The organism is Aquincola tertiaricarbonis (assembly GCF_000969605.1).
GTDB lineage: Bacteria > Pseudomonadota > Gammaproteobacteria > Burkholderiales > Burkholderiaceae_C > Aquincola > Aquincola tertiaricarbonis.
This window is the reverse complement of sequence record NZ_JZUE01000013.1, coordinates 111,511-124,522: the sequence shown is the minus strand read 5'-3', so window position 1 is coordinate 124,522 and position 13,012 is coordinate 111,511. Positions and strand designations below refer to the sequence as shown.

The 13,012-nt window shown below is 73.7% G+C and carries 10 protein-coding genes; 6 read left to right on the top strand and 4 right to left on the bottom strand.

Going from position 1 to position 13,012, the window contains the following annotated elements; all coding sequences use genetic code 11:
- Positions 1-40 precede the first annotated feature (40 nt).
- The 6 genes from VO99_RS17415 to VO99_RS17390 are packed head-to-tail and all read left to right on the top strand — an operon-like array spanning position 41 to position 9,732.
- Complete coding sequence (locus tag VO99_RS17415; RefSeq protein WP_046114166.1) at positions 41-1,255, top strand: lipase family protein; 1,215 nt, start codon at positions 41-43, stop codon at positions 1,253-1,255.
- Complete coding sequence (locus VO99_RS17410) at positions 1,252-3,312, top strand: hypothetical protein (protein ID WP_046114165.1); 2,061 nt, start codon at positions 1,252-1,254, stop codon at positions 3,310-3,312. The genes VO99_RS17415 and VO99_RS17410 overlap by 4 nt, the downstream gene beginning before the upstream one ends.
- Positions 3,309-4,346: an AAA family ATPase gene (locus VO99_RS17405; protein WP_046114164.1), complete on the top strand. Its 1,038-nt coding sequence runs from the start codon at positions 3,309-3,311 to the stop codon at positions 4,344-4,346. The genes VO99_RS17410 and VO99_RS17405 overlap by 4 nt, the downstream gene beginning before the upstream one ends.
- A gap of 32 nt (positions 4,347-4,378) precedes the next feature.
- The gene (locus VO99_RS17400; RefSeq protein ID WP_046114163.1) at positions 4,379-8,989 is read left to right on the top strand and encodes an SAV_2336 N-terminal domain-related protein; all 4,611 of its coding nucleotides are present in this window, start codon (positions 4,379-4,381) and stop codon (positions 8,987-8,989) included.
- 48 nt (positions 8,990-9,037) lie between these two features.
- Positions 9,038-9,301, top strand: a complete 264-nt coding sequence (locus VO99_RS17395) for a hypothetical protein (RefSeq protein WP_046114162.1) — start codon at positions 9,038-9,040, stop codon at positions 9,299-9,301.
- Positions 9,298-9,732: a PIN domain-containing protein gene (locus VO99_RS17390; RefSeq protein WP_046114161.1), complete on the top strand. Its 435-nt coding sequence runs from the start codon at positions 9,298-9,300 to the stop codon at positions 9,730-9,732. Before VO99_RS17395 ends, VO99_RS17390 begins: the two co-directional genes overlap by 4 nt.
- Here the strand turns inward: VO99_RS17390 and pcaG are convergent.
- The 4 genes from pcaG to VO99_RS17370 form a co-directional block, all read right to left on the bottom strand.
- Positions 9,729-10,370: a protocatechuate 3,4-dioxygenase subunit alpha gene (gene pcaG / locus VO99_RS17385; RefSeq protein WP_046114160.1), complete on the bottom strand. Its 642-nt coding sequence runs from the start codon at positions 10,368-10,370 to the stop codon at positions 9,729-9,731. The genes VO99_RS17390 and pcaG overlap by 4 nt on opposite strands.
- A 14-nt stretch (positions 10,371-10,384) precedes the next feature.
- The gene (gene pcaH / locus VO99_RS17380) at positions 10,385-11,113 is read right to left on the bottom strand and encodes a protocatechuate 3,4-dioxygenase subunit beta (RefSeq protein WP_046114159.1); all 729 of its coding nucleotides are present in this window, start codon (positions 11,111-11,113) and stop codon (positions 10,385-10,387) included.
- Positions 11,114-11,228: 115 nt separating this feature from the next.
- Positions 11,229-12,206 carry a LysR substrate-binding domain-containing protein gene (locus VO99_RS17375; protein WP_232315399.1) on the bottom strand — a complete coding sequence of 326 codons (978 nt, stop codon included), beginning with the start codon at positions 12,204-12,206 and terminating at the stop codon, positions 11,229-11,231.
- A complete protein-coding gene (locus tag VO99_RS17370; RefSeq protein WP_046114158.1) occupies positions 12,203-12,982 on the bottom strand; it encodes an SDR family oxidoreductase in 780 nt (259 codons plus the stop codon). Before VO99_RS17370 ends, VO99_RS17375 begins: the two co-directional genes overlap by 4 nt.
- Between the last annotated feature and the right edge of the window lie 30 nt (positions 12,983-13,012).

Sequence of the window (13,012 nt, the reverse complement as noted above, 5' to 3'; positions counted from 1 at the left end):
GCTACCCTCGCCGCTGTTACACAGATCGCGCGAGGCGCCCATGACCACCCTCCTCTTCGTCCACGGCACCGGCGTGCGGGGGGCGGCCTATGACGCCAGCTTCGCCGCCATCCGCGCGCAGGCGGCGCATCACCTGGGCGCCGCAGTGCAGGTGCAGCCCTGCCAGTGGGGCGACCACGTCGGCGCCACCATCGAAGAGAACGCCCTGTCTGTGCCCGGCTACGAGGTGGGCCGTTCGCAGGCCGGCGCCGGCCCCTCGGCGCGCGAGCAGGAAGTGCGCTGGCGCCTGCTCTACGAAGACCCGCTGTACGAGCTGCGCTCCTATGCCGCCCTCACCGCCGGCGCCGATCCGCAGGGCATCGCCCGCTCGCCGCATGCGGCCTCGCCCGCGGAGCGCGCGCTGTCGCAGCTGGCCACCCTGCTGCCTTCCAGCGGCGCACTGGCCCGCAACGGCCACCTGTCGGTGCAGCTGCTGCCCGATGTGCTGGCGCTGCTGCGGCAGGACGGCACCTTCGCCGATGCGCTGGAGGCCGAGGCCCTGACCGCTCCGGAGCGCAGCCGCCCCGTGATCGCCCGCGCCTTCGTGGCCGCCTGGGCGCAGGCCGCCGAGGCGCGTGGCCTGCCCGCGCTGGACGGCGAGCTGCGCGACGGCCTGTACGAGGACGCAGTGGCCGTGCTGGGCGGCGCCACCAAGGGCCTGCTGGACGAGTTCATCGGCGCACTGGGCGGGCTGGCCAGCCGCATCGCCACGCCTATCCTGCGGCGCAAGCGCACCGGCGTCACCGACGCCTCCTTCGCAGCCACGCACGACATCCTGCGCTACCAGACGCCGCACGGCGGCGAGGCCATCCGCGGCCTGATCGCCGAGCGCATCCGCGCCTGCGCGCAGGCCCCCGGCGCCGGGCCGGTGTGGCTGCTGGCGCACAGCCTGGGCGGCATCGCCAGCGTGGAGCTGCTGGCCAGCACAAGCGGGCTGCCGGTGGCCGGCCTGATCACCTGCGGCTCGCAGGCGCCCTACCTGTACGAGGCGGATGCGCTCAGCCTGCTGCGCCGCGGCCAGGCGCTGCCGGAGCACTTTCCGCGCTGGCTCAACGTCTACGACCTCAACGACCTGCTGAGCTATGTCGGCAGCGGCCTGTTCGGCGCGCGTGTGGTGGACCAGGAGGTGCGCAGCCGCCAGCCCTTCCCGCAGAGCCACAGCGCCTACTGGGCCAACGCTGCGCTGTGGCGCCACATCCGGGACTTCATGCAGTGAAGCCTGCCGGCCCGCCGGACCAGGCCTGCGCCGTCATCGTCGGCGTGGAGCGCTGCGGCGTGTTCCCCGACGACCCGCTGCTGGGCCCGGTGCGAGATGCGCTGGCCTGGGCCGACTGGCTGCTGGCGCGCGGCGTGCGGCCGGAGCGGATCGTACTGTTCCTGTCGGCCAAGCCGGCCTCGCAGCCGCTGGTGGACGCCTGGCAGCAGCGCATGACCGCCACCGTGCCGCCGGACCGGCAGCCGCGGCTGCTGCTGCAGCCCACCGAAGCCGCCTTCCAGACCCTGGTGAACACCGAGCTGCCCCAGCTGGCCGCCACGCTGCACGACGCCACGCTGCTGCTGGTGTGGAGCGGCCACGGCGTGATCGACCAGCGCGACAACGAGCGCAGCCGCCGCCTGTTCCATGCCGACGCCACCGACCTGGAGCCGCGCAACCTCGAGCCGCTGTCGCTGATGAAGGCCCTTCGCACCCGGCCGTATGCCGGCTTTGCGCAGCAGCTGCTGGTGGTGGACGCCTGCGCCAACTACGTGATGACCACCGCGCGCGACCGCCGGCTGTCGCGGCCGTCGGACTTCAATGCGGTCACGGCCGAGCCGCGCATCCAGCAGCGGGTGCTGCTGGCCACCGCGCCAGGGCAGGTGGCGCAATCGCAGGCGGGGCTGCCGGCGCGGGAATCGGTGGCGCTGTTCAGCAGCCGGCTGCTGCAGGCGCTGGGCGATCCGCCGGCCGGCAGCTGGCCCGATTTCCACCAGGCCTTCCGCACGGTGCAGCAGGCCTTCGCCGCGGCCGACGAGCAGCAGACGCCGGTGGACTGGAGCTACGGCCAGCCCGACGACGCCCTGCCCGACAGCGGCCTGCAGCTGCTGCCCGAGGTGCGCGCCACGCAGCTGCTGCGCATCGTGCAGGCGCTGCCGGCGCAGATGCTGGCGCCGACCTTCCATGCCGCCCTGCCGCCGGCCCAGCCCACGCCCGCCCACCAGGCCGCGGCCGATCAGGGCGCCGTCGCCATGGCCTGGCTGCTGGGCCAGATGCCGCAGGCCGCCGGCCTGCCCGATGCGCTGCTGCGCTGGGCGCTGCAGCTGCGCTGCCGGCTGCCGGTGCCCACCGACCATCCCGAGCTGCTGCTGTGGATCAAGCGCCAGGGCCAGCAGGACGCCGCGCAGGCCTACCTGGCGCAGGCGCAGGCCGCCCAGCAGGCCGCGGCGGCCGGGGCCACGCTGTGCTTCGTGCTGGTGGCGCAGGCACCCGGCGCGGCCGCCGGCACCACGGTGCTGCACGGCTGGCTGTTCGCGGGCCAGCCGGTGCAGGTGCTGGCCCTCGGCGGCACGTCCGGCGAGGGCGCCGAGCCGCTGGCGGTGCAGGCCGATGGCAGCGGCCGCGCCGAGGCCCTCAAGGCGCTGCTGGACGAAGCCACCACCGCTGCCCAGTCGCTGGGCATCGAGCTGCCCGACTTCATCATCGAGGTGGCGCTGCCGCTGGAGCGCATCGACGACGACGTGGAGGCCCACGGCTTCGGCCCGCGTGGCCGCGAGCGGGCCATCGGCAGCCGGTACCCGGTGGTGCGCCGGCTGGCCGACCGCCTGGCGGCGCTGGGCCACCGCCGCCGCGGCACGGAGATCGTGCAGTGGCAGAAGGCCGCGATGAAGCTGGGCGAGCGCTTCAGCGCGCATGGCCTGCGCATCGTGTGGATGGAGCCGCAGGGCATCCGCGACGGCCTGCTGGCCAGCCGGCTGGATGCGGTGCCGCAGGGCTGCTGCGTCGGCCTGAGCCTGGCGGTGCCCGGCCGCACGCTGGACGAAGCCAGCAAGTACACGCTGTACGACGACGGCCTGCCCTTCGCCTGCTGGTCCGACGCCGCCTGGAGCGAGGCCGACACCGCGTGCCTGGAGGCCGACCTGGGCGCCTGCAGCGGGCCGCAGGCCCTGCTCAAGCTGTTCGCGCTGCGCCAGGCCGATGCCGCCCAGCGCAAGCATCCCGGCAGCCGGCTGCGGCTGCTGTGGGACGACCCCGCACGCAATCCCTACGCACCGCAACTGAAAGCTGCCGAGCGATGAACACGACCCCTGCAACCCAGCCCGCGGACTGGCGGCTGTTCCGTGGCGACCGCACGCCGCATGACGGCATCCACCTGCTGCCGCCGCCGCCGCCGTGGCGGCCCTTCCGCACCCACACCGTGGCATGGGAGCGTCGCATCCCCGCCGACGACGCGCTGCCGCCGGCGATGCGCAAGCGCGGCCGCACCTTCCAGTCGACGCAGGAGATCGTGGAGCTGGTGAATGCAGCCCTGTACCTGCGGCGGCCGCTGCTGGTCACCGGCAATCCGGGCTCGGGCAAGTCGTCGCTGGTGGACGCCATCGCCTGGGAGCTGCGCCTGGGCGAGCCGCTGCGCTGGAGCGTCACCTCGCGCAGCACGTTGCGCGACGCGCTGTACAGCTACGACGCGGTGGGCCGGCTGCATGCCACGCAGCAGGCCCGCAGCGAAGGCACCGAGCACGCCGAGCTGCCCCTCTCCCAATTCCTGCGGCTGGGGCCGCTGGGCACCGCGCTGCTGCCCACCGACATCCCGCGGGCGCTGCTGATCGACGAGATCGACAAGGCCGACCTCGACCTGCCGAACGACCTGCTCAACGTGCTGGAGGAAGGCGAGTTCGAGGTGCCCGAGCTGGCCCGCCAGAAGGCCGCCACGGTGGCGGTGCGGTTGCACGGCGGCGGCCCGGCCGACACCTACCCGGTGACCGGCGGCCGGGTGCAGGCCAAGCAGTTTCCGCTGGTGGTGTTCACCAGCAATGGCGAGCGGGAGTTCTCCCCCGCCTTCCTGCGCCGCTGCCTGCGGCTGGACATGCCCGACCCCTGCAAGGACCCGAAGCGCCTGTCCGACGTGGTGCACGCGCACCTGGCCGAGTACTTCACCGGCACGCTGGCCGACGAAGTGCGGCAGCGCATCGACGACTTCGCGCGGCGCGCGGCCACCGAGCGCCTGGCCACCGACCAGCTGCTGAACGCGGTGCTGCTGGTGGTGGGCCGCGCCGGCCTGCCGGCCGACCGCAAGGAAGCGCTGGTCAAGGCCGTCACCCAGCCGCTGGCCTGACGCGCCTGCGCCGACACCCCTCGCCGCTTCGCATGGTCCGCCCCACCACGCCCTCCGCCGGGCCGCTGCCCGAGGCGCTGGCCCGGCTGACCGCGGCCGGGCTGGCGGAGGACCTCGAGCAGCTGTTGGATGCGCTGTGGCTGGCCTGCCACCTGCCCGCGCCGGCGCCGGCCGAAGCGCCGCAGCCCGCGGGCCGGCCCGACACCACCCTGGCCGCGCCCGCGCTGGCGCAGTCCCCGCGCACCGGCCCGCCGCCGGAGCCAGGGCGCAACGGCGCGCCCGAGGTGGAAGTCGCGCTGCAGCGCGCCGCGGCCGACCTGCCGCCCGCGGCACAGGGCCTGTATGCCCATGCCGGCCCGGGGCCGGCCGAGGACGATGTGCGGGCCCGCGCCCTGCGCGTGGCCGGCGTGCCGGCGCTGCGCGACGGCCCGGCGCTCGCGCGGGCGCTGCGGCCGTTGGGCAAGCGGCGCCCATCGCGCACCCGCTTCGTGCTGGACGAAGCCGCCACCGCGGAGCACTTCGCCGACACCGGCTTGCTGATGCCGATGCTGGTGGGCGAGCGCGAGCGCTTCCTCGCCGCCACGCTGCTGGTGGAGGACAGCCCTGCGCTGCCGCTGTGGCGCGGCCTGGCGGACGAGCTGGAGGCGTTGCTGGCGCGGCAGGGCGGCTTCCGCAGCTTCCGGCGGCTGGCGCTGGCGAGCGTGGACGGCCGGCTGCACCTGCGCAGCCGCAGCGGCGCGCTGCATCCGCCGCGCATGCTGCTGGAGGACGATGCCTCGCTGGTGCTGATCGCCACCGACGGCACGCCTTTGGCCTGGTCGGACGGCCGCATGGCCGCCTTGGCCACCGAGCTGGGCCGCCGCACCGCGCTGGCCGTGCTGCAGTGGATGCCCGAGCGGCTGTGGCCGCACACCGCGCTCGGCAGTGCGGACCTGGGCGTGCAGTCGCCCCGGCCCGGCGCGCCGCTGGCCGAGCTGCGGGTGCAGCGCCCGCGCTGGCTGGGCCGCCATGAGCCGGTGCTGCCGATGCCCGTGGCCGCCCTCACGCCCGCTGCGCTGGGCCGGCTGGCCGCCATGTTGATGGCCAAGCCCGGTGCGCGCAGCCCGGCCGGCCTGCTGTGGCTGGCGCCGCCGGCCGACGACGAAGCACTGGCCGACGAACCCGACGAGGCGCTCGACGACCTCACGCCGGCGCAGCGCATCGCCCGCTTCCGTGGCATGGCCAGCGCGCGGCTGCTGCAGGCCGCGGTGCAGCTGTCGGCCGCGGCGCCGCTCACGCTGCCGGTGGTGCGGCTGGTGCACCGGGTGATGCAGCCCGGCGCGCCGGCGGAAGACCTGCCGCTGCTGCTGCTGGGCGGCCTGCTGGAGCGCCAGCCACGCCCCGCGGGCACGGCAGCACCGTCCGGCCACAAGGACGACGACAACGACGTGACCTTCGACTTCGCGCCCGGCGTCCGGCAGGCGCTGCAGGCCTCGCTGCTGAAGCACGAGGCCGACGCGGTGCGCCGCGCCGTCTCCAGCTACATCGCCGAGCGCCAGGGCAGCCCGGTCGATTTCACGGCGCTGCTGCTGGACCCGGAAGGCGCGCTGCGCCTGCCCGCCTGGGCGCGGCCGTTCGCGGAAGTGAACCGGCAGCTGCAGGCCCTGTTCGCCCCGCCGCCGGCCGCCGCGACGGGCGAGGCACCGCTGCGCCTGCGCGAGCGGGCCTGGGCGCCGGGCGTCACGGTGCAGGCCGAGGTGGCGCTGGGCAAGCCGGCCTTGCAGATCGCCTGGTCGCCCGACGGCCGGCGGCTGGCGGTGCGGCATGCCCGCGGCGTGGTGGTGTTCAAGGCCGTGGTGCAGCCCTCCGGGCGACGCAGGCTGGTGCAGGAGCCGCTGGCCATGCGCGGCCGGGTGCAGATGATGGTGGTGCGCGGCCCCGGCATCGGCGATGCCGCCTTTGAGGCCTGGGTGAGCGCGCTGCGCCAGCGCTGGACGCAGTGGTTCCGCTCCACCCTGGACCTGCGCTTCCACACGCTGGACCTGCAGGCGGAAGCGCCCGCCAAGCGCCGCGGCCCGCCCAGGCTGCGACAGCTGGTGTCGCTGGTGCAGGAACGCCGGCAGGTGGTGTGCGCCGTCGGCACCGCAGCGCCTGGCGAAGGCGCGTGGCTGCAGCGGCTGAAGACGCAGTTCGAGCAAGGCCTGCCGCCCGCCGAGCACCACCGCCTGCTGGCCGCCATCGCCGACGCCGAGGTGCATGACACGCTGCAGGCAGCCGACTGGGCTGTGCAGTCGCTGACATCGGCCCTGCCGCTGGCCGAACGCATGCAGGCGGACATCGACGAAGCGGCCACGGCCGTGCTGGCGTCGCTGGCCCTGCTGGGCGCCGACGCGCTGGAGGACATCGGCTTCGATGCCCAGGCCACCGACCTGGCCTGGCTTCCTGACGGTCGGCTGCTGGTGATGGACGCCGGCCGCCGCGCCGTCGTGCGGGAGGCCGACCTGCAGGTGCATGAAGCCTGGCCGGCGCACTGGGCCCAGGCGCCCGACGGCACGCGGGTCGTCGCCCGCCATGAATTGCTGGTGGAGCGCCAGCGCACGCCGGTGATGGCCGTGGAGCCCGACGGCGGCCAGGTGGCGCTGGCCTGGCGGCAGGACCTGCAGGTTGCGCTGCCGGGTTATGCATCGATGCAGCTGTCCGCCGATGCCGTGGAAGCGCCCATCACCGCGCTGGCCTGGGCCTGGGACGGCGCGCACCTGGCGATGCGGCTGGCCAACGGCACGGTGCGCTTCCTCTGGGCCACGGAAAAGCCAAGCATGGAGATGAAGGACCTGCATGGCGTGGCGCGTGGCCCTGCGTGGGCGCAGCGCAGCCCGCTGCTGGCCGTGGCGATGGGCGACGGCGGGCTGCGGGTGCAAGGCCTGCAGGAGCCTGTCGCCCAGTGGACGACGCCGGACGAGGTCACCGACATCAGCTGGTCGCACGACGACCGCCTGCTGGCCTGCGCGCTGCATTCCGGTGGCCTGCAGCTCGCGCACGGCCTGGCCGCCGGCCATCGCCCGCGGCTGGTCGAGGTGCAGCCGCCCGGCGGCGGCGCAGGCCCGGCGCGTGCCGCCTTTGCGCCGGTGGTGCTCGATGCCGGCTACGAGGCCCTGGCGGTGGCGGACGGGCCGGTGCTGCGCCTGCTGCGCATCGACAGCGCGGCGCTGCAGGAGTCGCCGGCGGCGGCCGCCCACCGCATGCCACCGGCGGCCCCGTCCAGCTCCGACCTCGACCGGCCGCCGGAGGACACCCTGCCCGAGCCCGACGAGGTGGTGGCCGCCGCCTGCACCGTGCTGCATGCGCTGGCCCAGGCCTTCCACGCGGGCGCGATGGCCCCCGGCACGCAGCCGGTGTCCGAGCGTTATGCCCACCGCCTCGGCCTGCGCAGCGGCATGCCCGGCCGCGCCACGCTGGAGGTGCTCGTCGCGCTGAGCCGCGAGGTCATCGGCGGGCCGGTGCGCGAGGCGCTTGAAGGCGGGGCGGATCCGCTGGCGCAACCCGACACCGAGGCAGCCGGCGCGCGCTGGCGCGGCTCGGTCGAGCAAATCGTTGCAGCGCTGCAGGCGCTGCTGCCCGGCGAGGTGCCCGACGCGGCCGACAGCCGCGGCGCCATCAGCCTGATGCAGCGATGGCTGCTGCTGCTGGAGGCGGTGCTGGACGACCTGTCGGAGGCCGACCGTGCGGCGCTGGACGAGGCGCTGGGCTTTCCTGCGGCTGGCTGGCTGGCCTCGCTGGCGCCGCTGCGCGAGCCGGTCATCCGCACCTTCGGCGACGCCCTGCGCCGGCGCCTGCCGATGCTTCAGAGCCTGCACGGCAGCCTGCCGGCGCTGCGCGCCGACGACGTGGTGGAACTGCTGGCGCCGTCGGTCGCCCGCACCACCTGGTTGCATGCCGAACACGGCCATTCCGTGTTCTCAGGCTGCCGCCGGCTGGACGACTTCGCGGCCCGCTTCACCGGCTCGCTCGCCCAGGCCTGCGACTCGCTGCTGGACGGCGCACCACCAACGCCGCCGCTGCGTGTCGAGGTGCCGGTGCCCGTCGCCGAGCTGGCGGTGGCCGCGGGCCTGGCGGCACCGCTCGACCTGCAGCTGATGCCCGATGCCGGCAGCGGGGCCACCGCCACCTGGGCGCTCCACCCCGCGGACGTGGCGCCCACCGTCCGCCTGCTGGGCGCCATCGTCGCCACGCGCCTGGCGTGGCAGAGCTACCTGCCGCCACCGGAGGATTGGGCGGTGCCTGGCCTGCTGCTGCTGTGGGTGGACGACCGGCCCGACAACAACCTGGGCGCGGTGCATGAGCTGCTGCAGCGTGGCTTCCGCGTGCGCACCGCGCTGCACACCGAGGCGGCGCTGGCATTGCTGGCGTCGGACCTGCCGGTGCAGGCCGTGATCTCCGACATGGGCCGCCCGCCCGACGAGCAGGCCGGCTACACGCTGCTGGATGAGATGCGCCACCGCGGCCACAGCCAGCCGTTCCTGATCTTCTCGCGCGCGCCGCGCCCTAAGCACCAGGAGGAAGCCGTTCGCCGCGGCGCGGTTGGCACCACCGACGACTTCGAGGTGATCCTCGGCTGGCTGCAGCGCGAATTCCTGCAGCGGCCCGCCATCAAGCGTGCAGCTTGAACACAGGTCCTGCGTTACACTGATCCCGTGTATGAAAGGAGAACCACCATGGCCAACCTGACCATCGCTGTGGACGACGACCTGCTGCGCCAGGCGCGCATCAAGGCCGTGCAGGACGGCACCAGCGTGAACGAGGTGTGCCGCCGCGCCATCGAGCGTTACGCGCTGGAAGTGGCCGACACGCCGGCCAGCCGGCTGGCCAAGCTGCGCGGCCTGGCGGCACGTGCCAACGGGTTCGAACCCGGCCCTGCCTGGCCGGGGCGTGAGGCCCTCTACGAAGAAGCCCTGTCGCGCGGCAAGGCCGGCCGGTGAGCCACTTTTTCGACAGCAATGTGCTGGTGTATGCGCTGGACGCCACCCAGGGCATGCGCCATGCGGTGGCAGATGCGCTGCTGGAGCGGCACATCACCGCACGCACGCTGGTCATCAGCACGCAGGTGCTGCAGGAGACCTACGCCGTGCTCACCCGCAAGAAGCGCCTGCCGGCCGATGCGGTGGCCGAGGCGCTGGAGGTGTTTCGCCGCGAGCGGGTGGTGCCGGCGGATGCCGACAGCGTGCTGCGCGCCTTTGCGCTGGCGCAGCGCCACCAGCTCAGCCCGTGGGACGCACTCATCGTGCAGGCCGCGCTGGACGCCCGCTGCACCACGCTGCTGACCGAAGACCTGCAGCCCGGCATGCGCTTCGGCGAGCTGCAGGTGGTCAATCCGTTCGAGCAGGCGGCGCATGAGCCGCCGGGCGCCTAGATGTCGAAGAACACCGTCTCCAGATCCTCCGCCCCGCCCTGCCCCTGGATGCGGATGTCGAAGCGGTAGACCGTCTCTGCGCCGCGCTGCTCGCGCTGGGCGATCAGCGTCTTGCGGCGGCTGACCCATTCGATGCCGGTGAGCACCGGGTCGCGCTCGTTGGCCGCCTGCTCGTCGCTGAAGTAGATGCGGGTGTGCAGGCCCATGTTGATGCCGCGCGCCACCACCCACACCGCAATGTGCGGCGCCTGCGGGCGGCCGTCGGCGGCAGGCACCGCGCCGGGCTTGATGGTCTCGAAGGTGTACAGGCCGGTATCGAAGTCCGCGCCGGTGCGGCCCCAGCCGCGGAAGCTCGAAGGCTTCGGGTCCGCCGGATGGGCGTAGTGGCCTTCGCCGTCGGCCTGCCAGATCTCCAGCAGCACGTCGCGCATCGGCAGGCCCAGGCCGTCGTAGACGGTGCCTTCGATGCGGATGCGCTCGCCCGGGGTGTCGGGCCGGGTCAGCACATGGCCGAAGTTGTTCTCGAAGATCTCGAAACCCGCCTGCTGCGGCGCCAGGCCGATGTGCACGTAAGGCCCGCCGGTCTGCGAGGCGGTTTCCTTGTAGTGGGTGAGCTGTTGTTGCGGTTGCGCTTGCATCGTCGTCTCCTGCCTCAGGCCTTGTTCTCGAACCACGTCATGCGCCGGCCGCGCAGGTAGATGTCGAAGCGGTAGGCGCGGCTGTCCAGCTCGATGAAGTTGGCGCGGTCCTCCAGCGCGATCAGGCCGCGGCGCTGCTCGTCGCTGGGCACGGTGGCCAGGATGGGGCAGCCGGCGATCAGCGTGTCGCCCTCGAAGTACATCTGCGTGATGAGCCGCTGCGCCCAGCCATCGCCGTGGATGGCGTAGTGGATGTGCGCCGGCCGCCATTCATTGATGCGGTTGCGCCAGGGGTAGGGGCCGGGGCGGATGGTGCGGTAGCGGTAGTAGCCGTGCTCGTCGGTCAGCACCCGGCCGCAGCCGCCGAAGTTGGGGTCCAGCGCGCCGATGTAGGTGTCCTTGCGGTGGCGGTAGCGGCCGCTGGCGTTGGCCTGCCACACCTCCACCAGCGCATTGGGCACCGGGCGGCCGAATTCGTCCTTCACATAGCCGTGCACGATGATGCGTTCGCCCACCGGCAGGCCGTCCTTGGCGAAATTAAGGATCAGGTCGTCGTCCTTCGGGCCCAGCTCGCTGGCCTGGAACAGCGGACCGCTCATCTCGGTGAGCGTGTTGGGAATGGAGATCAGCGCGTTCTTCGGCGAGCGCAGCACGCTGGTCTTGTAGGTGGGCGTGAGCGCCGGCGCATGCTGGGCGCTGTCGCGCATCGCGAAGGGGCCGTAGTGGGGGCCTTGGTGGGCCATGGGCGTCTCCTGTCGTGGAATGCCGGTTTGCACCGGCTGGTGGATGCGGCACTTTAGGAAGCCGCCTGCCACCGCGCAATTGAAAAGCGCGCCGGCCAGCGATCACCAGCCGTTATCAGTCATCCGTCGCAGCGGTGGCCATCGCACGGCGGCGCGCCGCCTCCGCCCGCACCGCTTCCACCATCGCCTGCAGCGCGGGCCAGGGCGCCTGCTGCGTGGGCAGCAGCAGACCCACCGGCTCCTCGGTGCCGCCGGTGTCCACCGCCAGGCGTTGCAGCGTGCCGGCGGCCAGGTCGGGCTCGGCGGCGCTCAAGGGGGTGAACCACAGGGCATCGCTGCCCAGCGCCATCGCCCGGCCGAGCGAGGCCGAGACGGTCTCGGTGAGGCCGGCCGACGGCAGCACGCCGCGGGCGCTGAAGAAGCTGTCCACGCCGTGGCGGATCACGGTGCCGGGCATCGGCAGCACCAGCGGCCAGGCGGCCACGTCGGCGGCCGAGGGCAGGCGGCCCGCCGCCAGCAGCGGATGGCCGGGCCGGGCGGCCAGCACCAGCGGCTCGGCATACAGCAGCTCGAAGCTCAGGCCCAGCATGTCGTCGGGCTCGGCCAGGCGGCCGATCACCAGGTCCAGCTCCTTGGCGCGCAGCGCCTGCAGAAGCGCGGTGTTCAGGCCGGTGACGACGCTCAGCCGCGCCGCCTCGCCGCCGCTGGCCGCGGCGCCCTGCCGCCAGGCCAGCGCCACCCGCGCCATGACCGAGGGCGCCAGCGTGGGCAGCACGCCCACCCGCAGCGGGCGCTGCGCCGCGCCGGCGGTGACGCTGTGCACCGCCTCGCCCAGCGCGCTCATGCTGGCCTGCGCATGGCGCAGGAAGACGGCGGCCTCGGGCGTGGGCACCGCGCCGCGCCGGCCGCGGGTGAGCAGCCGCACGCCCAGGATCTCTTCCAGCTCGTGGATGGTCTTGGTGACCGCCGGCTGGGTGATGGACAGCCGCTCCGCCGCGCGCCGCAGGCTGCCGGTGTCGGCCACCGCCAGCAGGCATTGCAGGTGGCGCAGGCGCATGCGCGCCAGCGCGCTGGCCGGCAGCGGCGGGTTCAACCCCGTCCCACGAACGGCATCTTGGTGGCCATCACCGTCATGAACAGCACGTTGGCGTCCAGCGGCAGGCTGGCCATGTGCACCACCGCGTCGGCCACGTGCTTCACGTCCATGCGGGCTTCCACCTTCAGGCTGCCGTCGGCCTGCGGCACGCCGGCGGCCATGCGCTCGGTCATGTCGGTGGCGGCATTGCCGATGTCGATCTGGCCCACGGCGATGTCGTGCACCCGGCCGTCCAGCGCGGCGGTCTTGGTCAGGCCGGTGACGGCATGCTTGGTGGCGGTGTAGGCGATGGACTGGGGCCGCGGCGCATAGGCCGAGATGGAGCCGTTGTTGATGATGCGGCCGCCCTTCGGGCTTTGCGACTTCATCACCTTGAAGGCCTGCTGGATGCCGTAGAACACGCCGTTGAGGTTGGTGTCCACCACCTGCTTCCAGCGCTCGATGGGCAGTTCGTCCAGCGTGTAGCCGGAGGCGGAGATGCCGGCGTTGTTGAACAGCAGGTCCACGCGGCCGAAGCGCGCCACCACCGCATCGAACAGCGCCTTCACCGAGTCGGCATCGGCCACGTCGGTGGGCACGGCCAGCGCGCGCTCGGCGATGTCGCCGAATGCGTCGGGCGCGGCGTCGATGGCGGCCTGCAGCGTCTCCTGCCGGCGGCCGGCGAAGGCCACGCGCCAGCCGGCGGCCAGCAGCGCATGGGCTGCAGCCCGGCCGATGCCGCTGCCGGCGCCGGTGACGATGGCGATGCGGTTGTGGGGAGCTGTCTCGGGCATGGGTACATCCTTGTGGCGGAGCGGGGCCCG

Coding starts and splice junctions, on each gene's coding strand:
- VO99_RS17415 (WP_046114166.1), top strand. CDS start 41: ATGACCACCCTCCTCTTCGTCCACGGCACCGGCGTGCGGGGGGCGGCC.
- VO99_RS17405 (WP_046114164.1), top strand. CDS start 3,309: ATGAACACGACCCCTGCAACCCAGCCCGCGGACTGGCGGCTGTTCCGT.
- VO99_RS17400 (WP_046114163.1), top strand. CDS start 4,379: ATGGTCCGCCCCACCACGCCCTCCGCCGGGCCGCTGCCCGAGGCGCTG.
- VO99_RS17395 (WP_046114162.1), top strand. CDS start 9,038: ATGGCCAACCTGACCATCGCTGTGGACGACGACCTGCTGCGCCAGGCG.
- pcaG (WP_046114160.1), bottom strand. CDS start 10,370: ATGCAAGCGCAACCGCAACAACAGCTCACCCACTACAAGGAAACCGCC.
- pcaH (WP_046114159.1), bottom strand. CDS start 11,113: ATGGCCCACCAAGGCCCCCACTACGGCCCCTTCGCGATGCGCGACAGC.
- VO99_RS17370 (WP_046114158.1), bottom strand. CDS start 12,982: ATGCCCGAGACAGCTCCCCACAACCGCATCGCCATCGTCACCGGCGCC.